18 protein-coding genes are annotated in these 18,907 nt (G+C 67.7%); 12 read left to right on the plus strand and 6 right to left on the minus strand.

The genetic code is table 11. From position 1 onward, the window contains the following. Window positions 1–101: 101 nt before the first annotated feature. The 3 genes from pstB to phoB are packed head-to-tail and all read left to right on the plus strand — an operon-like array spanning window position 102 to window position 2,358. Window positions 102–914 (plus strand): phosphate ABC transporter ATP-binding protein PstB, encoded by an 813-nt coding sequence (gene pstB / locus Q7J26_RS05460; RefSeq protein WP_370651917.1) that lies wholly within the window; start codon window positions 102–104, stop codon window positions 912–914. After that, complete coding sequence (gene phoU, locus Q7J26_RS05465) at window positions 914–1,645, plus strand: phosphate signaling complex protein PhoU (RefSeq protein ID WP_183195749.1); 732 nt, start codon at window positions 914–916, stop codon at window positions 1,643–1,645. Before pstB ends, phoU begins: the two co-directional genes overlap by 1 nt. A gap of 20 nt (window positions 1,646–1,665) precedes the next feature. After that, window positions 1,666–2,358: a phosphate regulon transcriptional regulator PhoB gene (gene phoB / locus Q7J26_RS05470; RefSeq protein ID WP_035307610.1), complete on the plus strand. Its 693-nt coding sequence runs from the start codon at window positions 1,666–1,668 to the stop codon at window positions 2,356–2,358. A gap of 37 nt (window positions 2,359–2,395) precedes the next feature. On the opposite strand, the gene Q7J26_RS05475 is transcribed toward phoB, so the two are convergent. After that, window positions 2,396–3,319 carry an Hsp33 family molecular chaperone gene (locus Q7J26_RS05475; RefSeq protein WP_304935488.1) on the minus strand — a complete coding sequence of 308 codons (924 nt, stop codon included), beginning with the start codon at window positions 3,317–3,319 and terminating at the stop codon, window positions 2,396–2,398. 211 nt (window positions 3,320–3,530) lie between these two features. On the opposite strand from Q7J26_RS05475, the gene Q7J26_RS05480 reads away from it, so the two are divergent. The 3 genes from Q7J26_RS05480 to Q7J26_RS05490 all read left to right on the plus strand — a co-directional run bounded on the left by Q7J26_RS05480 (window position 3,531) and on the right by Q7J26_RS05490 (window position 8,898). Then, complete coding sequence (locus tag Q7J26_RS05480; protein ID WP_304935489.1) at window positions 3,531–4,973, plus strand: SDR family oxidoreductase; 1,443 nt, start codon at window positions 3,531–3,533, stop codon at window positions 4,971–4,973. A gap of 121 nt (window positions 4,974–5,094) precedes the next feature. Further along, a complete protein-coding gene (serA, locus tag Q7J26_RS05485; RefSeq protein WP_304935490.1) occupies window positions 5,095–6,987 on the plus strand; it encodes a phosphoglycerate dehydrogenase in 1,893 nt (630 codons plus the stop codon). A 105-nt stretch (window positions 6,988–7,092) separates the two neighbouring features. After that, window positions 7,093–8,898, plus strand: coding sequence for an autotransporter domain-containing protein (locus Q7J26_RS05490; protein ID WP_304935491.1), 1,806 nt, complete (start codon window positions 7,093–7,095; stop codon window positions 8,896–8,898). Between the two features lie 22 nt (window positions 8,899–8,920). Here the strand turns inward: Q7J26_RS05490 and Q7J26_RS05495 are convergent, their stop codons facing one another. After that, window positions 8,921–9,484 carry a GGDEF domain-containing protein gene (locus Q7J26_RS05495; RefSeq protein WP_304935492.1) on the minus strand — a complete coding sequence of 188 codons (564 nt, stop codon included), beginning with the start codon at window positions 9,482–9,484 and terminating at the stop codon, window positions 8,921–8,923. Between the two features lie 181 nt (window positions 9,485–9,665). On the opposite strand from Q7J26_RS05495, the gene purE reads away from it, so the two are divergent. The 3 genes from purE (at window position 9,666) to Q7J26_RS05510 (ending at window position 12,350) form a co-directional block, all read left to right on the plus strand. Beyond that, on the plus strand, window positions 9,666–10,157 hold the full coding sequence (gene purE / locus Q7J26_RS05500) for a 5-(carboxyamino)imidazole ribonucleotide mutase (RefSeq protein ID WP_304935493.1): 492 nt from the start codon (window positions 9,666–9,668) through the stop codon (window positions 10,155–10,157). Next, window positions 10,158–11,252, plus strand: coding sequence for a 5-(carboxyamino)imidazole ribonucleotide synthase (locus Q7J26_RS05505; RefSeq protein WP_304935494.1), 1,095 nt, complete (start codon window positions 10,158–10,160; stop codon window positions 11,250–11,252). A 90-nt stretch (window positions 11,253–11,342) separates the two neighbouring features. Continuing rightward, complete coding sequence (locus tag Q7J26_RS05510; protein WP_304935495.1) at window positions 11,343–12,350, plus strand: FAD-binding oxidoreductase; 1,008 nt, start codon at window positions 11,343–11,345, stop codon at window positions 12,348–12,350. On the opposite strand, the gene Q7J26_RS05515 is transcribed toward Q7J26_RS05510, so the two are convergent. Further along, window positions 12,347–13,081, minus strand: coding sequence for a TonB family protein (locus tag Q7J26_RS05515; protein WP_304935496.1), 735 nt, complete (start codon window positions 13,079–13,081; stop codon window positions 12,347–12,349). The genes Q7J26_RS05510 and Q7J26_RS05515 overlap by 4 nt on opposite strands. Window positions 13,082–13,259: 178 nt before the next feature. Between Q7J26_RS05515 and Q7J26_RS05520 the strand changes: the two genes are divergently transcribed. Continuing rightward, window positions 13,260–14,057 (plus strand): transglycosylase SLT domain-containing protein, encoded by a 798-nt coding sequence (locus tag Q7J26_RS05520; protein ID WP_304935497.1) that lies wholly within the window; start codon window positions 13,260–13,262, stop codon window positions 14,055–14,057. A gap of 88 nt (window positions 14,058–14,145) precedes the next feature. Beyond that, window positions 14,146–15,288 (plus strand): DUF2336 domain-containing protein, encoded by a 1,143-nt coding sequence (locus Q7J26_RS05525; protein WP_304935498.1) that lies wholly within the window; start codon window positions 14,146–14,148, stop codon window positions 15,286–15,288. 72 nt (window positions 15,289–15,360) lie between these two features. Here the strand turns inward: Q7J26_RS05525 and Q7J26_RS05530 are convergent, their stop codons facing one another. The 3 genes from Q7J26_RS05530 to Q7J26_RS05540 all read right to left on the minus strand — a co-directional run bounded on the left by Q7J26_RS05530 (window position 15,361) and on the right by Q7J26_RS05540 (window position 17,848). Then, window positions 15,361–15,837, minus strand: coding sequence for an Hpt domain-containing protein (locus Q7J26_RS05530; RefSeq protein ID WP_304935499.1), 477 nt, complete (start codon window positions 15,835–15,837; stop codon window positions 15,361–15,363). Window positions 15,838–15,905: 68 nt separating this feature from the next. Further along, window positions 15,906–16,685, minus strand: coding sequence for an NAD kinase (locus Q7J26_RS05535; protein ID WP_304935500.1), 780 nt, complete (start codon window positions 16,683–16,685; stop codon window positions 15,906–15,908). 32 nt (window positions 16,686–16,717) lie between these two features. Beyond that, entirely contained in the window at window positions 16,718–17,848 is a 1,131-nt protein-coding gene (locus tag Q7J26_RS05540) for a DUF2336 domain-containing protein (RefSeq protein WP_304935501.1), read from the minus strand. A 187-nt stretch (window positions 17,849–18,035) separates the two neighbouring features. Here Q7J26_RS05540 and Q7J26_RS05545 point away from each other — a divergent pair, with 187 nt between their 5' ends. Continuing rightward, entirely contained in the window at window positions 18,036–18,800 is a 765-nt protein-coding gene (locus Q7J26_RS05545) for a class II aldolase/adducin family protein (RefSeq protein WP_304935502.1), read from the plus strand. Window positions 18,801–18,907 lie beyond the last annotated feature (107 nt).

The following is an 18,907-nucleotide window of genomic DNA, read 5'->3' on the forward strand; positions in this document are numbered from 1 at the left end:
CCGGCGCCGGTCCTGTCGATCCGACCGAATCCGTTCGCATGGGCGGCCAGGTCTTGCCTGAAGCCACGTCCCCCAAGGCCGACGCCGTGGTGGAAGCCCGCATGGAAGACGCGACGCCGACGGACGGTCCGACCGTGGTCGCTACTCCGCCGACCGGACCGATCAAGATCGCGGCGCGCGACGTCTCCGTCTTCTATGACGGCAAGCAGGCGCTGTATGACGTCTCGCTGGATATTCCGGACAAGACGGTCACGGCCCTGATCGGGCCGTCGGGTTGCGGCAAGTCGACCTTCCTGCGGACCATGAACCGCATGAACGACACGATTGCGGGCTGCAAGGTCACCGGCCGGATCGCGATGGACGATGAGGACATCAATGACCGGTCCATCGACCCGGTCCTGCTGCGCGCCCGTGTCGGCATGGTGTTCCAGCGCCCGAACCCCTTCCCGAAATCCATCTACGAAAACGTCGCCTACGGGCCCAAGATCCATGGTCTGGTCAGCGCCAAGTCCGAGATGGACGGCGTGGTCGAAAGCGCCCTGAAACGCGCCGGCCTGTGGGAAGAGGTCGCCGATCGCCTGCAATCGTCGGCCATGGGCCTGTCGGGCGGCCAGCAGCAGCGTCTGGTCATCGCCCGCGCCATCGCCGTGAACCCGGAAGTGATCCTGATGGACGAGCCCTGCTCGGCCCTGGACCCCATCGCCACGGCGCGGATCGAGGAACTGATCGACGAACTGCGCGAGCGGTTCTGCATCGTCATCGTCACCCACTCGATGGCCCAGGCCGCGCGGGTGTCGCAACGGACCGCCTTCTTCCACATGGGCCGTCTGGTCGAGACCGGCGACACGGAAGACATCTTCCAGAATCCCCGCGAGCGGCGCACCCTCGACTACATCACGGGACGCTTCGGCTGATGAACCAGCACACGGTCAAGGCTTACGGCGACGAACTGAACCAGATCACGGCCGAGGTCGCCCGCATGGGAGGCCTGGCCGAGGCCCAGGTCTCGGACGCCATCGATTCCGTCGCCCGGCGCGACGTGGCCTTGGCGCGCGCCGTGGTGGACCGCGACCTGAAGCTCGACGCCCTGCAACGGGATATCGAGCGTAAGGCCATCCGCCTGATCGCCCTGCGCCAGCCGGTCGCCAGCGACCTGCGTCGGACCCTGGGCGCCATGAAGATGGCGTCGGACCTGGAACGCACCGGCGACCTGGCCAAGAACATCGCCAAGCGGGCGCTGATCCTGGCGGAAGCCGAGCCGATGCAACCCCTGACGCGTTCGATCGAACGGATGGGCCGTCTGGTTTCGACCCGTCTGCGCGACGTTCTGGACGCCTACACCGCTTCCGAGCTCGATCGCGCCGTGGCCGTCTGGCAGACGGATGACGAGGTGGACGAGCATTACAACGCCATGTTCCGCGAACTGCTGACCTACATGATGGGCGACCCGCGCACGATCGGCGCCTGCACCCATCTGTTGTTCATGGCCAAGAACCTGGAACGGATCGGCGACCACGCGACCAATATCGCCGAGACCGTCCACTACGAGATCACCGGCGACGACATGGTGGGCGAGCGTCCGCGCGCCCTGCCGGGCGCGGAAGACGAGACCTCGACGCCTAACCTGACGACCAACTCGCACTAAGCCGAGACTGGAGACCCGAAGTGCAGCCCTATATTCTTGTGATGGAAGACGAGGACGCGCTTGCGACCTTGCTTCAGTACAATCTCGAGAAGGAAGGTTACGACGTCGCCGTCGCTTCCGACGGTGAAGAGGGCATGCTGCAGATCGACGAGCGTCAGCCCGATCTGGTCCTGCTGGACTGGATGCTGCCGAAACTGTCGGGGATCGAGGTCTGCCGCCGTATTCGGGGCAAGGCCGAGACACGCAACCTGCCGGTCATCATGCTGACGGCGCGGGGCGAGGAAAGCGACCGGGTTCGTGGCCTGGACACCGGCGCCGACGACTATCTGACCAAACCCTTCTCGATGGTCGAACTGATCGCCCGCATCCGCGCCGTTCTGCGTCGCATCCGTCCGGGTCTGGCCGACGACCGGCTGAACCACGGCGACATCATCATCGACCGCGTCTCCCACCGGGTGAAGCGCTCGGGCCAGGAAGTGCATCTGGGCCCGACCGAGTTCCGACTGCTGGATCATTTCATGCAGCATCCGGGCCGGGTCTTCAGCCGCGAACAGTTGCTGGACGCCGTCTGGGGCTCGGACGTCTATGTCGAAGCCCGGACGGTGGACGTCCACGTCGGCCGCCTGCGCAAGGCCCTGTCCATAGGCGACGACAGCGCCAACCCGATCCGCACCGTGCGCTCGGCGGGTTATTCGCTGGATCTGGAAGGCTAGACAAAAAGGGGCGGCCGGATCGGCCGCCCCTTTTCATTCAGATTTGTTCGGCCACGATCTCGTCCGGCTCAAGGGCGTAGACGGTGGCGCAGTATTCGCAGGTGACGCGGATCTTGCCGTCGTCCTCGACCATGTCGCCCCGTTCGGCGGGGTCGAAGGAAGCCAGGACCGAGGCGATGCGCTCCCTGGAACAACGACAGACGGCCGTCAGCGCCCGTGCGCCTTCCAGCCGCACGCCGTCTTCGTGGAACAGTCGGAACAGCAGGGTTTCAGGCGAAATAGTCGGGTCGATCAGCTCGTCGTCGCCCAGGGTGCCGAACAGGGCGCGGGTGCGGTCCCAGACCTCTTCGGTCGAGCCGCGCGCCTCGTCGCCGGCGATGATCTGGATCATCGCCCCACCGGCGCGCCATTGTGAGCCGGCCTCGGTCAGGACCTCGCCGACCGCCAAGCGGACCTTGGTCGGCACCTGTTCGGACTGCTGGAAATAGTGTTCGGCGCACAGCGACAGGCTTTCGCCCTCGATGGGGGTGATCCCTTGTGTGCGTTCGAAATCGGGGCCGCGATCCAGGGTCATGACGAAGACGCCCTGGCCCAGAAGGGTCTGGGCGCCGGGACGGGCGAACCCCTTCGACGCCTCGGCCACCTCGGCCTCGTCATAGCGGCAATAGCCGCGCAGCGTGCCGTCGGTGCCGTAATCGGCGACGACATAGCGGACCGGACCGTCGCCCTGGGCCTGGACCATCAGGCGGCCGTCGAACTTCAGGCTGGACCCGATCAGGGCCGCCAAGGCGCAGGCCTCGCCCAGCAGGGCGGCGACTGGCTCGGGATAGGCGTGGGCGGCCAGGATCTTGTCTATGGTCGCGCCTAGACGGACCAGGCGGCCGCGCACAGGCCAGCCCTCGATCTGGAAGGCGGCGGCCAGATCGTCGGAAACGGCGGATTGAGGCGCGTGATCGGTCACGGCAGGGTCCTTGAACGGCGTCATTTCGGGATCGCGGCTATTTAGGCACCCTGAGCCCCCTTGATAAGGGGGGATGATCGGCCCCGAGTTTGCGCACGGGCGTGACGGGCCGCAAACCCGCGCGCAAACCTCGAAAAACCTGTAGAATCCGCCTCGACAAACCCGGAGAAACCTCGAGAAATTGTCGAGGTCTGGACGCGAGGAACGGTCAATGCGCGCGAAGCCTGTGCTGAAGCCCTTGGGCGAACAGTCCATCGTCGTCACCGGCGCGACCTCGGGCGTGGGGCTGGCGACGGCGCGACGCGCGGCGCGGGCCGGCGCGCGGGTGTTTCTGATCGCGCGGGGCGAAGGCGACCTGCGGGCCCTGTGCGAAGAGTTGCAGGCCCAAGGGGCGCGGGTGGCCTGGGCCGCCGCCGACGTGGCCGATCCGGAGGCGCTGAAGGCGGCGGTGGACAAGTGCGTGCGACTGTTCGGCGGCTTCGACACCTGGGTCAACAACGCCGGGGTCGGGATGTTCGGGTCGATCCGCGAGACCCGCCTGGAGGATCAGCGCCGCCTGTTCGAGACCAACTACTGGGGCGTGGTCAACGGGTCGCTGGCGGCGGTCGAGCATCTGCGGCCGCGGCCGGGCGGCGGGGCGGTGATCAATGTCGGCTCGATCCTGTCGGACCTGCCGCTGCCGGTGCAGGGGGTCTATGCGGCGTCCAAACATGCGGTGAAGGGGTTCACCAACGCCCTGCGTATCGAACTGCTGCGCGAGCGGGCGCCCATAACCGTCAGCCTGGTCAAGCCCGGCGCGATCGATACGCCTTACAGCCGCCACGCCCGCAACCTGACCGGTCAGGCGGTGCACAATCCGCAGCCGGTCTATGCGACCCATGTGGTGGCCGACACCATCCTGTATTGCGCCACCCATCCGATCCGCGAGATCACGGTGGGCGGGGGAGGGCGCGTCATTGCGTCTTTCTACTCAGCTTTGCCGGGGATTGCGGAACCTCTTCTGGCGCGGTTCGCTCCGTCTTTGATGCGGGACCGCCGTTCCGCCTATCGGCCGTACGACGACGGGCTCTATGACCCGACCGAGGACGGCCTCGATGAAGAGGTTCACTATCCTATGGTCCGTAATTTCAGCGCCCTAGCCGAAGTCCGCAAACATCCCGGCATCACCGCCGGCAGTCTGGTCGCCCTTGCCGTCGGCGCGGCGGCGGTTCTGTATCTGACGCAACGCAGCGGCCCGACCCGCTATCAGCGCATCCGGACCCGCATCGATCCGCGTGGATGGGTCGATACCGCCGACCTGCGGGACCGATTCCATGACGCCGTCGACGCCTTCCGTTATCGCGCCGAAGAAGCGGGCGAGCGGGCGGGGGAATTCTCGCGCGACGCCGGCCACCGCGCCTCCGACGCCGTGAATGACGCGCGCGAGCGTGCGGACGAGCTGTTCCGCTCGGCCCGCAAGGGCTCCAGGAAGGCGCTGAAGAAGCACGGCAAGACGGCGCGTCGTTATGCTGACGACGCGGGAACCTATGCCCGCGATCACGCCCGCGAGGGCGGTGCGCTGCTGGCCGTCGCCACCATAGCCGCCGCTGTCGGCGCGGCCGTGCTGGAAAGCCGGCGCCCGGACAGCCACGTGCGCCGGATCGCACGCTTCTGATATTTCTTGCCGCCCGCCGCGACGAAATTCACGGCGGGCGGCAAGGTTTAAGCGAAACTGAGCCCCTTCATCAGCAAGGCTCGGCTTTGCTGCGGCGGCGAAGGCCGCTAAGACGCCGCCCATGAGCGCGCGCCCCACACTGATCTTCGACTTCGATTCGACCCTGGTCGGGTTCGAGACCCTTGAAGCCTTGGCCGATATCGCCCTGGCGGGATCGCCGGAGGCGGATCAAGCCCGCGCCCAGATCGCAGATCTGACAGACCGGGCCATGTCCGGTGAACTGGCCTTCGGCGAGGCGTTGCGTCGTCGCCTGGCGCTTCTGCCCCTGACTCAGGCCCATGTCGCGGCCTTGGCGGAGACGGCGCCCGATCACCTGACCGCCTCGGTGCGGCGCAACCTGAACTTCTTCCAGCAGAACAAGGGCAAGGTGGTCATCCTGTCCGGCGGCTTCCGCGAGGTTATCGCCCCGGTGGCCGAGATGCTGGGTGTGTCGCCCGACCGGGTGCTGTGCAACGACCTGGTCTATGACGCCGAGGGGCGGGTGACTGGAGTGGATGACGCCAATCCCTTGTCGCAGGCCGACGGCAAGCCCGCCGTCATCCACGCCCTGAACCTGTCGGGTCGCGTGGTCATGATCGGCGACGGCTGGAACGACGCGGAGGTCAAGCTCGCCGGCGCCGCCGACGTCTTCTACGCCTTCACCGAGGTGGCGCGCCGCGCGTCTGTGGTCGAGGTCGCCGACGCCGAAGCTGCCTCGTTAGACGAGGTGCTGCATGCCGAGGGCCTGGTCGGTCGCTGGTCCTTCCCGCGCAGCCGGATGAAGATGCTGTTGCTCGAGAACATCCACCCCGCCGCCGTCGAACGGCTGGAGGAGGCCGGATATTCGGTGGAGACGGTCAAGGGCGCCCTGGACGAGGAAGATCTGATCGCCGCCATCAAGGGCGTGCATGTGCTGGGCATCCGCTCCAAGACCACGGTCAGCCGCCGGGTGCTGGAAGAGGCCGACCGGCTGATGGCCGTCGCCGCCTTCTGCATCGGCACCAACCAGATCGATCTGGACGCCGCCTCCGATCACGGGGTCGCGGTGTTCAACGCCCCCTATTCGAACACCCGTTCGGTCGTGGAACTGGCCATCGGCCTGATGATCGTTCTGATGCGCGACGTAGTGGACAAGTCCGCCGCCATGCATGTCGGCCAGTGGAACAAGTCGGCGACCGGATCCAAGGAGCTGCGCGGCAAGACCCTGGGCATTGTCGGCTATGGCGCCATCGGCAGCCAGTTGTCGGTCCTGGCCGAGAACCTGGGGATGCGGGTGCTGTTCTATGACCTGTCGGAACGGCTGGCCCTGGGCAACGCCCGGCGGATGCGCTCGCTGGACGCCCTGCTGGCCGAGAGCGACGTCGTCACCCTGCATGTGGACGGCCGCAAGGAGAACGCCAACATCTTCGGCGCTGCCCAGTTCGCCAGGATGAAGGAAGGCGCGCTGTTCCTGAACCTGTCGCGCGGCCATGTGGTGGACGTCGGCGCCCTGTCTCAGGCCATGGGCTCGGGCCGCGTCGCCGGCGCCGCCGTTGACGTCTTCCCCGAGGAGCCGCGCACCAACGCCGATCCGTTCGACAGCCCGCTGCAGGGCCTGAAGAACATGATCCTGACGCCCCACATCGGCGGATCGACCGAGGAGGCGCAGGAGGCCATCGCCGAGTTCGCGGCCGAGCGTCTGCTGGGCTATCTGAACCGGGGCGACACCACCTTCAGCGTCAATCTGCCGAACGTGCAGTTGGCCGAGGTGTCGGGCGCGCACCGCATCCTGCACATCCACCGGAACCAGCCGGGCGTGCTGGCCGAGCTGAACCGGGCGCTGACGGCGGCCGGGCTGAACATCCTGGGGCAGCATCTGAAGACCGACGAGCGCACCGGCTATGTGATCACCGACGTGGACCGCGACTACGACCCCGAGGCGCTGCGGACGTTGAAGACGGTGCCCGGTACGCTGAAGTTCCGCACGCTGCACTAGCCGTTTTCTTCCGAAGGCTGACGTAGCGGCATCTTGCGCTCCGCGCCAACTGGCGCATCCTCCTTTGTAACGGCCGCGATACACGACGGCCGTGGGAGGAAACATATGTCACGCTATCTCACCGGCGGCGCCGTCGCCGCGCTGGTCGTCGCCGCCTGCGCCATTGCGGGTTCGGCCTCGGCCCAGACCTATAACCGCCTGGTCGTGTTCGGCGACAGCCTGAGCGACAATGGCAATCTGTATCTGGCGTCTGGCGGCACGCAGCCGCCCAGCCCGCCCTATTATCAGGGACGATTCTCGACCGGTCCGGTGTTCACGGAACTGCTTGGCTTCAACGCGGTCAACTTCACCGGATCGGTCAGCGGCAGCATCAACTACGCCTTCGGCGGCGCCCGCACCGACGCCTCGGCCGGCCCGCCGCCGGGCATGCTGACCCAGCTGGCCGCCTACACCAGCCGGGGCGGGACCTTCGGGGCCAATGACCTGGTCAGTATCCTGGGCGGCGCCAACGACATCTTTCAGGGCCTGCCCGCCGCCGGCGCCTCGGCCAGTCCGGTGGGAGCCATCACCCCGGTCGCGACGACGGCCGCCGCCAACGTCAACAGCCTGGTCAACAGCGTCGCCGGCGCGGGGGCGGGGACCATACTGGTCACCAATCTGCCCAAGCTCAGTCTGACGCCGCAGTTCCGGGGCACGACGGCCGCGCCCCTGGCCGATTATGCGGTGACGACCTTCAATACGGCCCTGCTGACGGGCTTGAACACGACGGCCGCCGCGCGGCCCGGCAGCAACATCATCATGATGGACCTGTTCAAGATCGGCGACACCCTGGCCGCCAATCCCGGTCAGTTCGGAATCACCAACGTCACCCAGGCCTGTTTCAACGGGGTGACGGTCTGTTCGAACCCAAGCAGCTATTTCTATTTCGACGGGGTTCATCCCACCGCCGCCGGGCATCAGATCATCGCCCGTCTGGCGACCGACTACCTCTACTATGGCGACATCGGCTCCCAGGCGGCCTTGCAGGGCGAGACCACCTTCCGTCACCGGGAGGACGCCCTAGACGCGGCCAGCGAGGCGCTGTCGGGGCGCGAAGCCTGGGAGGCCGGCGTGGCGATCACCGCCTCGGCGATGGTCGACAGCGTGGACACCGACGCGCGCCATTCGGTCACCGAGTCGTCCAGCGACGGCTGGGGCGGCCGTATCGCGCTTGAGGCGGGACCGTCGGCGAACTGGCGCTTCGGCATGGCGGGCACGGCGCGCAAAACCGACGTCGAGAGCCAGGCCCTGACGTTCAACGTCGAGAGCTTCGGCCTGGACCTTTACGGCGGCTGGCGCTCCGGCGACCTGTTCGTCAATGCGGCGGTCGGGGTGGCGCGCGACAATATCGACGACATCGAACGCACCACCAGCCTGGCGCCCATCGTCCACACGGCTGAGACCCGCGCCTTCAGCACCGGCGCGCGGCTGCAGGGCGGGATGTGGTTCCATATGGGCGAAGTGGCCCTGTCGCCTCGCGCCGCCGTGACCTGGGCGACCAGCGACGTCGACGGCTATTACGAGCAGGGCGTTGCCGCCCAGTACGAATATGAGGACCGCGAAATGAAGGCGATCAGCGGCGAAGTGGCGCTGCGGGCTGAGGCGGAGATGGGCGGGTTCGGCCTGTTCGCCGAGGGCGGCTATCGCGACGCCCTGGACGACAGTTCGGATCCCGTGCGCGTCGGCATTTACAACAACCCGGCGCAGGTGCTGGAGCGGGAGGTCGAGGAGCCGTTCGGCGGCCAGTTCCTGGCCTCGGCCGGGGTTGAGGGTTCGCTGGGCCCGGTCAAGGTGACGATCGCCTATCGCGGCCGGTACGGCGAACACGCCGACAGCCACATGGGCGGCATTCAACTGAGGCTGCCGTTGTAAGAGGGAAGGCGGGGAAGGGGCCTCAGCGCCCCTTCTTGCGCACCCACATGGCGGCGTCGGCCTCGGTCAGCCAGATTTCGGGGTCGGTGTGGCCGTCCCAGGCGCGCACGCCGAACGAGCCGCCCAAAGGGGTCTGCTGACCGTTCCAGACGAAGCCTTCGGTCTTCAGCGCCTCGGCCAACTGAAGCGCCTTGGCTCGGCCCTCGTCCAGGCCAGCGTGCAGCATCAGCAGGGCGAATTCGTCGCCGCCCAGCCGGCCTACCGCGTCCGATTCGCGCAGATGGCCCAGCAGCAGCCGCGCCACCGCCACCAGGGCCGCGTCGCCGGCGGCATGTCCCATCCGGTCGTTGACCCCTTTGAAACCGTCCATATCCAGATACAGCAACACCGCCGGCACGCTGTGGCGTTGGCAATAGGCCATGGTGCGCTGCAGGGCGGCGACGAAGCCGCGCCGATTCAAGGCCGGGGTCAGGACGTCGTGGTCTGCCGCCGCCTCGGCCGCAGCGGCGCGCTGTTTCCATGCGTCCAGCTCTGCGCGCAGGCGCGCGATTTCGGCGGTCAGGTCGTGTTCGGCCACGTCGGTCACGGCGCAGGCTGGCTCCGGCGGCGCGACTCAACCGGACGCGCGATAAACCGATGTTAGAGGCTGAATGGCCGAGATTGAAGGCTGAGCCGTAGCGAAACCCGCCGTAAACACGGCCTGTTTCGGTTGCGGGCGTCCGCCGCGTGCTGTAACGGGCGGCCTTTCCGCGAGGGGCCTTGAAGATATGGCGACTTCCGCAACGCCGGTGGCGATCATCATGGGCAGTCGTTCGGACTGGCCGACGATGAAGCTGGCCGCCGACAAGCTGGATCAACTGGGCGTCGCCTGGACGGCCAAGGTCGTCAGCGCGCACCGCACGCCCCAGCGGCTGGTCGAGTTTTCGACCGGCGCCAAGGCCGCAGGCTTCAAGGTCATCATCGCGGGTGCAGGCGGCGCCGCCCACCTGCCGGGCATGGCCGCTTCAATGACCGAACTGCCGGTGCTGGGCGTGCCGGTCCAGTCCAAGGCCCTGAAGGGCATGGATAGTCTGTTGTCCATCGTGCAGATGCCGGCCGGGGTTCCCGTCGCGACCCTGGCCATCGGCGAGGCGGGCGCCGCCAACGCCGGCATACTGGCCGCCCAGATCCTGGCCCTGTCGGACGAAGCCCTGGCGGAACGTCTGGCCGCCTTCCGCGCCGCCCTGACGGATTCCGTCGCCGAAACCGTCGAGGACTGAGTGCCCACGCTTCCGCTTCCCCCCGGTTCGACCCTCGGCATCCTGGGCGGCGGCCAGCTGGGCCGGATGCTCAGCCAGGCCGCCGCGCGCCTGGGCTTTGACGTCGTCATCCTGGACCCGGAGCCGGACAGCCCGGCCGGCCGGGTCTCGACCGCCCAGATCGTCGCCGCCTATGACGACCCCGAGGCCCTGACGGCCTTGGGCCGGGCCGCCGACGTCGTGACCTTCGAGTTCGAGAACGTGCCCGCCACCTCCATCGAACGCCTGGCCGAGGCCGGCGCCCTGGTCGCGCCCGGGCCGACCGCCCTGCGCGTGTCGCAGGATCGGGTGGAGGAAAAGACCTTCCTGAACGCCGTCGGCGCCCCGACGGTCGAGTTCGCCGTGGTCGATACGCTGGATGATCTGATCCTCGGCCTGACGACCCTGGGTCTGCCCGCGCTGCTGAAGACGCGCCGCGAAGGCTACGACGGCAAGGGCCAGGTCTGGATCCGCACCCTCGAGGACGCCCCCGCTGCTCTGGAAAGCCTGGGCGGCCGCCCGGCTATTCTGGAGGCCAAGGCGACCTTCGTGCGTGAACTGTCGGTGATCGCCGCCCGCGACTGGGACGGCCATATGGCGGTCTATCCGCTGGGCGAGAACCGGCATGAGGGCGGGGTGCTGCGCACCACCCTGGCGCCCGCCACGGTGGACGAGAAGACCCAGGTCCGCGCCCGCGCCATCGCCGAGGCGATCCTGGACGGGTTGGACTATGTCGGGGTGCTGGGGGTCGAACTGTTCGACATTCCGGTGCCGGGCGGCGACGACGTCCTGTTGGTCAACGAGATCGCGCCGCGCGTCCACAACACCGGCCACTGGACCCAGGACGGCTGCGTTTGCGACCAGTTCGAGCAGCATATCCGCGCGGTGGCCGGCTGGCCCCTGGGGCCGACGGCGGCTCATGCCCGCGTCGAGATGAGCAATCTGCTGGGTGACGAGGTCGAGCAGTGGCGCGCCCTGGCCGGCAAGTCGGACGAGCGCCTGCACCTGTACGGCAAGGCCGAGGCCCGTCCCGGCCGCAAGATGGCCCACGTGAACCGCGTGCTGGGCGCGGTCTGAGGCGACACGGGCGAAGCGGCGCCGCTAGGACGAAAGGTCCGGGCGGGGCGGCTTGCATTCCGGAGCTCGCGGGTCGATCTGGACGTGGTGATGTCTTCCCCTGCCATAGTGATCATCGGCGCCGGCGTTTTAGGCCTGAGTACGGCCTTCGAGCTGACGCGACGCGGCCATAGGGTGACTGTGGTCGATCCCGGCGGACCCAACGCCTCTCGGTTGGCGGCGGGCATGGTGGCGCCGGCTATGGAGGCCGCGATCGACGATGTTTCGCCGGACAGAGCGGCGCTTTTCCGCGCCGGCCGCGATCTGTGGCCGGCCTTCGCCCAGGCGTCGGGCGTGGACTTCGTGCGCCGTCCAGCCGAGTGGCGCGGCGGCGATGTGGACGGCATGGCGGCGCGGCTGAAGGCCTTGGGTTTCGAAGCCCGCCGCGACGGTGATCGGGTGATCACGGACGAGGACGGTCAGATCCAACCGGAACAGGCGATGGCGGCCCTGCGCGACGCGCTGGACAACGGGATCATCCAGGGGCGTGTGATCCGGCTGACCGCACAGTCCGATGGCTGGAACATCGAACTGGACGACCACACGCTGCCGGCCTCGGCGGTCGTGCTGGCGACAGGAGCCGGCGAAGCGATTCCGGGTTCGCCGGAGGCGACGCGGACCTTGGTTGAGAGCATCCAGCCGATCCGGGGGCAGATCGGAGTGGCCAAGGCGGATCTGGCGTCCCATGCGGTGCGCGGGCCGGGCGCCTATGTGGCGCCGATGACCGGCGGGGCCGTCGTCGGGGCTACGATGGAGCCAGGCCGCCGCGACACCGTACCCGACCCGGCGGTGGGCGAACGCCTGCTTGAGGCGGCCTGGCGGGTGCTGGGGCGTCCGCCCGAACCGCTGGATATCGAATGGCGCGCCGGGGTGCGCGGGGCTTCGCCGGACGGGTTGCCGATGGCGGGTCCGGCGCCGGACGGCGGTTTGTTTCTGGCCCTGGCGCCGCGCCGCAACGGTTGGCTGCTGGGGCCGATGGTCGGGGCCGTGGTGGCCGATGCGATCGAGGGGCGGGCGCCGTCGCCGGCAGCCCGCGCCCTCGATCCTCGACGGTTCTAGTCCGCCATTGCGAAACGGACGGTGAAGTTGACCGTCGCCCCGTCCACCGCACGGCCGTCGACCGTGCGGGGGTTCATGCGGAAGTCCCGCGTCAGGCTCATGGCCGCCCGGCCGAAGCCCCGGCCGTTCGGGGTCTCTCCGGCGACGCGGCAGGCGGTCAGGCCGCCGTCGATGCGCACGACGCAAGAGAGGCTCGCCGAGCCCGCTAGGCCATTCTCGGCCGCGCGCGTCGGATAGGCGCGCGCCATCTGGGCCGCCGACGGACGACTGGCCCAGGTCGGGTTGTTGATGACCGATACGGCGCGGACCGGCGTTTCCGTCGTCGCCGTCCCGCCTTCGACGCCGTTGGTGGCCGTACTGACCACCAGGCCGGGCGTCACGCCGACGACGGGGACGTCCGGCGCCGCGAAGGGAGAGGGCTCCGTCGTCGGGAAGACGACCGGCGGCTTGTGCGTCGGGTTCTGCGGCGCGGGCGGCGCCGTGGCCTCCACCTTCGGCAGGGGTTTCGGACGCGGCAGGTCCAGGGTGACGATGGTCGGCGGCGGCGCCGGCGGAGCGGCGTCGGGCACCTTCAGCTGAAATCGTTGATTATACAGCACCACCCCCGCTCCGACGTGGGCCAGGACCGACAGGCCGATGGCCGCCCACATCCAGCGCGGCAGCGGTTTCTTGCGTTCCCCGAAGTCGATGGGGCTGACGGCGCCGGGACCCCCGGCGGCACGGATCATCATGACTGCACTCCCTCGTTCACCGCCCCCGCAGCGCCCGTAACAGAAAGTGAGCGCTCAGGTTGTGGCGGCTTTGCGGCGAAGATTCGCAGTTCGACCAACGTCGATCATGGCTTGGCCGTTAACGCCGTCGTTAACGATTAACGGTTGATTAACCACGTTCGACGACCCTCCGCTTGTCATGACCCTCAGAGCGATTCCATCTTCCGGCGGTGTAGAGGCGGCCATCCAGCGCGCCTCGACCGCCGTGGGCGTCGACTACGACTTCCTGGTCAAGACCGCGCGGCGCGAGAGCGCCATGAACCCGTCGGCCAAGGCGCCCACCTCATCGGCGGCGGGCCTGTTCCAGTTCATTGAACAAACCTGGCTGGGCACCGTCAAACAGCATGGCGCCCAGCACGGTTACGGCCAGTACGCCGATCTGATCCACCGGGGATCCGATGGACGCTGGCGGGTCGAGGGGTCGGCTCGAAATGTGGTCCTGGACCTGAGATTCGATCCGCATGCCGCTTCGGTGATGGCGGCGGAGCTGACGGCGTCCAACGCGGCCTATCTGCGCGGCCGCACAGGCAAGGAGCCGGGGGCCGGAGATCTGTACGCCGCCCACTTCCTGGGGCCAGCGGGCGCGGCCAGCCTGATGAACGCAATGGACCGCAATCCGGGCGCCAGCGCCGTCGCCCTGTTCCCCGATGCGGCCCGGGCCAACCGCAGCATCTTCTACAAGAACGGGCGGGCGGCCACGGTGTCCGAAGTCCACGCCAATCTTCAACGCTCGGCAGGCGACGGCGCGCCGGCGGCCGGGGCGGGGGATGTGCGGTTCCCAACCCCCGAATTGAGTGGCGGCGACCAGGTTCTGGCGGCGCGGATGGATCGGCTGAAACAGGACCAGGGCATCCTGGCTCTGCTGCTGGGCCAAGACGGATCGAGTGGAAGCGGGTTCGGCGGCGCCTTCTCGCCGAACGGCGGGGAATCGACCTGAACGCCGCCCGGCCTCTCCATAGTAAACCGGGCGTTAAGCATGGCAGTCTCAGAATATCGGACACGCCCGATTCCCTGACGAGCCGTCCATGACCGCCCACCGCGCCCGACTGACCGAAGTGGACATCCAGCGCCTGGTGAAGGCGGTCGATGACGATGAGCGCGCGGAGGCGGCGCATAAGCTGTGCCGCAACATGGATCGCGCCGATCTGGACGAACGGGACCGGCAGGCGGCGCAGAAGATTGTGCGGCTGTTGGCCAGTGACGCGGCCGAACTGGTGCGCCGGGCCATGGCCGTAACGCTGAAGGCTTCGGACCTGATCCCCAATGACGTGGCTCGCCGGTTGGCGGCGGACGTGGACAGCATCGCCCTGCCGATCATCGGCGCTTCGCCGGCCTTCAGCGACGAAGACCTGATCGAGATCGTGCGCGGGGGCGCAGCCCTGCGTCAGGTCGCCGTCGCCGGTCGACCGCGCGTCTCGCGCGACGTGGCCCAGGCTCTGGCGGACGAGGGCTGCGAACAGGCGGTCAGAGCCCTGGCGGCCAATGACAATGCAGACCTGTCGGAACGCGCCCTGGGGTCGATCGTCGATCGTTTCCCGGACTCGGCCGAGGTGGTGACATCCGTCGCCTATCGTCAGGTGCTGCCGCTGCACATCACCGAGCGCCTGATCGAACTGGCCAGCGAGACGGTCCGCGAACATCTCGTCTCGCGGCATGCGATGGCGCCGGAGACCGCCATTCGCCTGGCCCAGTACGCACGCGAGCGCGCCACGGTCGATCTGGTGGATCAGGCTGCGACCAGCGTCGACCTGGGCGCCTTCATGGCGCAACTGAATCTACGCAAGGCCTTGAACGCCTCGCTGTTGCTGCGCGGACTGGCGCGGGGACAGATGGCGATGTTCGAACATGGTCTGGCCGAGTTGGCCAATACGCCGCATCATCGGGCCTGGCTGATGATCCATGATGCGGGGCCTCTGGGGCTCAAGGCGATCTATGACCGGGCCGGTCTGCCGCCGCGACTGTTCCAGGCCTTCCGCGCGGGGGTCGACACCTGGCGCGCCCTGTCGGCCGAAGGGGTGGATACGGCGAGCGACGTCTTCCGCCAGCGCATGTTGGAGCGTTTCTTGACCCAGCGGCCGAACGTCCTGCGCGACGACCTGGCCTATCTGATGGAACGATTGGACCAGGCGCCCGCACGCCCCGCAAGGATGGCCGCCAACGCCGCTTGATTCCCGATGATCAGGCAAAGAAAAGGCCCGCCGTCCGGCGGGCCTTTTCTTTTTGGAGAGGGGCGCTGAAGCTCAGCGCGCCTTGTGTTCGGCGACTTTGGCTTCCAAGGATTCCGCCAGAATGCGGCCGGTCGGGTTTTCATCAGTCTTGACCTGGTCGCGGACCACGGCGCGGATGGCGTCGATATGGGCGTCGATAATGACCAGGGGCGCGTTGTGGCGGGCGCCGGCGTCGTCCAGGAGACGGCAAAGCGAACCGGCGATACGGGTCACCAGCGGATATTCATAGGTGGTTCCCAGGCCCTTCAGGTCGTGGGCGCGGAAGTACAGGGCCTCGGCGGTCTCGGCGGTCAGTCCCTGTTCACGAATGTCGGCCTGCGCCTTGTCCAACTTGACGATCTCGTCGTTCAGCCACTGGCCGAACTGGGCCGACATGGCCTTCAGCGCTTCCTCCGCCCGTGCGATGGCGTCGGCGTTGATGCCGAAACCGCCGCCGACCTTCATGCGAAGGGGGGACGTGGGGCGAATGACGTGCGCCGGGTCGCTCATGGGAGGCTCCATAGAATTTCGGCGAAGCTTATTCGCGCGCCCTTAAGAAGGGGTATAGGGGCGCGATCTCAGTTGGCGAACTGCTCGGTCATGACCCGCTCGTCGAACGACCGGCCCGCGTCGAACAGCATGGTCAGGGCGACGTCACGGCGTTCGCGCACCTCGACCCGCGCCACGCGCCGAACTTCGAAATTGTCAGCCGTGGCGGAGACCGGCCGCTTGTCCGGCTCCAGCACGTCGAACCGCACCTTGGCGCCATGGGACAGCAGGGCGCCGCGCCAGCGACGGGGACGGAAGGCGCTGATTGGGGTCAGGGCCAGAATACGGGCGTCCAGAGGAATGATCGGGCCGTGGGCCGACAGATTATAGGCGGTGGATCCGGCCGGGGTCGCCACCAGGCAGCCGTCGCATGACAGCTCCTCAAGCCGCACGCGGTCGTCGACTGTGATCTTCAGCTTGGCGCTCTGGCGGGTCTGGCGCAGCAGGGAGACCTCGTTGATGGCCAGGCCGGTATGGACCTCGCCGCTTTCGGTCCAGGCGTCCATCTGCAGCGGATGGATCACCGTGCGTTCAGCGGCGACCACGCGGGCGATCAGGTCGTCCTCGTCATAGTCGTTCATCAGGAAACCGACCGAACCCCGGTTCATGCCGTACACCGGGGTGCGACGACGCAGGTTGGCGTGCAGGGTTTCCAGCATCTGCCCGTCGCCGCCCAGGGCCACGATGACGTCGGCCTCTTCTTCCGGGACGGCGCCATAGCGCGCGATCAGACCCTGGCGCGCCGCCTGGGCCTCGGGACGGTCGCTGGCGGTGAAGGCCAGGGCGGGGACGGGCGGAGTCGGGTTCACGGGCGAACGTGAGCCTCAGCTTGGCGCCGAAGTCAAACGGTCGCGGATCTTTCCATCATCTGGCGGAAGGCGCGAGCCGCCGAATGGCTGTTCATCGGCGTGGCGGTCCAGCCGCCGGCGCCGGGCAGGCCGTCGGTCAGCTTGCGCAGCTCGACCAGGACGGAGGCGAAAACCGCCTTGTCCAGGCCGACAGCGGTGCAGGCCAGATAAAGCGGTTCTGCGGTCGATGAGTGGATCGCGGCCCGGACCTGGGCGGGGCTGAAGCCGCCCAACTGGCCCAGAGCCTGTTCGAACAGGCCGTACCTCTGCTCGCGCAGGGCGCGGATGAGGATGCCGGGACGCAATTGCCCGGCCGCCTGCAGCTTATCGACCAGGCGACGCTCCATCTCCTGTCGTTCGCGATCCTCGGCGTTGCGGCCGTTCGGCAGGGGGCGCCAGACCGGGGTGCGGGACGCCTTGGCGGACGCTTCCCGCACGGCGGCGTTCAACAGTCGGTCGTCGATCTGGAACCGTTCGCCGATCGACTGGCGCAAGGCCTGGCCGACCCATTGATACAGTTCCTGCGCCAGACCCTCGCTGAGCCGGGGATGGCGCGCCAGAGGGGCGCGCAATCCGGCGATGCGGCGGGAATGTTCGACCAGGCGGTGCATGGCGGCCTCGCCGATCTCGGCGCTGCGGTTGGAGGCCAGGGCGGTCATGGTGACGGGATCTGCGCGATCCAGAATGGCGTCCACGACGCCGCCCGACAGATTGGGGCGGCGGGCCACGGCGATCTGGTGTTCCAGCGTGGTCTCGACCAGGACGCGGATCAGGGCGGCGTCCTTCAGCAGGGGGCTGGCGGCGATGACCGGTGCGGCGATGTCGATTTCGTCCAGCGCCAGCATGTCGATCAGCGCCGGCGGGGCCCAGTCGGCTTGGGCCAGGCGTTCGGACAGCTGCCTGCGGATCTCGTGCTCGGCCTGGGCGGCCAGGGTCAGGAAGATCTCGCCTAGGGCGGCCGGTAAGGGCGTGGCCGGCGCGGCGCTTTCACACAGGGCGATGACGCCCATCAACAGGCGGTGACGATCATCTGGAGCCTTGCTGCGGGCCAGATCGACAAGGTCCTGCGGAGACAGATCTCTCTGCGTCTCGGAGGTGGTCCTCAGTTGAACGACAGCGGACACGGCGACTCCCGGACGCAGCAAACTCTCGTGATCATCATGCGGGTGCGGCGTGAAGACGCGGTTAACAGAATCTGAAACGCGACGGTTAATCCCCGTACGGGCAGGCTTACAGCCGCTTGACGGGCCGACGATGGAGGGAGACGCTGGAGCAAAGCCCAGCAGAGGCTCTGCCATAAAGGAGGAACCCATGGCCGACGGCGCCCATCCCGTATTGAAATCCCGCGTGTCCGAGGCCGAATGGCAGGTGCGTGTTGAACTGGCCGCTCTTTATCGCCTCGTGGCGCTGAACGGCTGGGACGATATGATCTTTACCCATATCTCGGCCCGCGTGCCCGGGCCGGAGCACCATTTCCTGATCAATCCCTACGGCTATTATTTTGACGAGATCACCGCCTCCTCACTGGTCAAGGTCGATCTGGAGGGGAACGTCGTTCAGGAGACGACCGACTTCATCAATCCGGCCGGCTTCACCATCCATTCGGCGGTCCATGCAGCCCGCGAGGACGCGAAGTTCGTCATCCACCTGCATACGGTCAGCGGGGTCGGGGTGGCCGCCCAACAGCATGGGTTACTGCCGATCAGTCAGAACGCGTGTTTACTACAGCATCAGGTTGCGTATCATGGGTATGAGGGGTTGGCCCTGAACCATGACGAGCGCGAACGTCTGGTGGCTGACCTGGGGGACAAGCCGCTGATGCTGTTGAGAAATCATGGCACTCTGGCGGTCGGGGAAACAGCGGCGCAGGCATGGATCGGGATATTCTTCCTGGAGAGGGCCTGCGCGCAGCAGGTGGCCGCGCTGTCGGGCGGGCGCGAACACGTGCTGATCGCGCCGGATCACGCCCAGGCCGAAACCAAGGAACAGGGTCGGGGCATCGGCTTCATCTCGGCCCTGGCCTGGCCGGGCGCCCTGCGTCAGCTGAACCGGAAGTCGCCCGGCTACGACGCCTGAAGGCCGGCGGGGCGTTCTGCGCCCTGGCGGTCGTCGTCGCTCTGAGCGGAGGTCTGGCCGAACAGGCCTCCGCCGGGGCCTGGACCCAGCCCAAGGGGCGGGGACAG

It is taken from the genome of Brevundimonas sp., from assembly GCF_030656255.1.
Taxonomy (GTDB): domain Bacteria; phylum Pseudomonadota; class Alphaproteobacteria; order Caulobacterales; family Caulobacteraceae; genus Brevundimonas.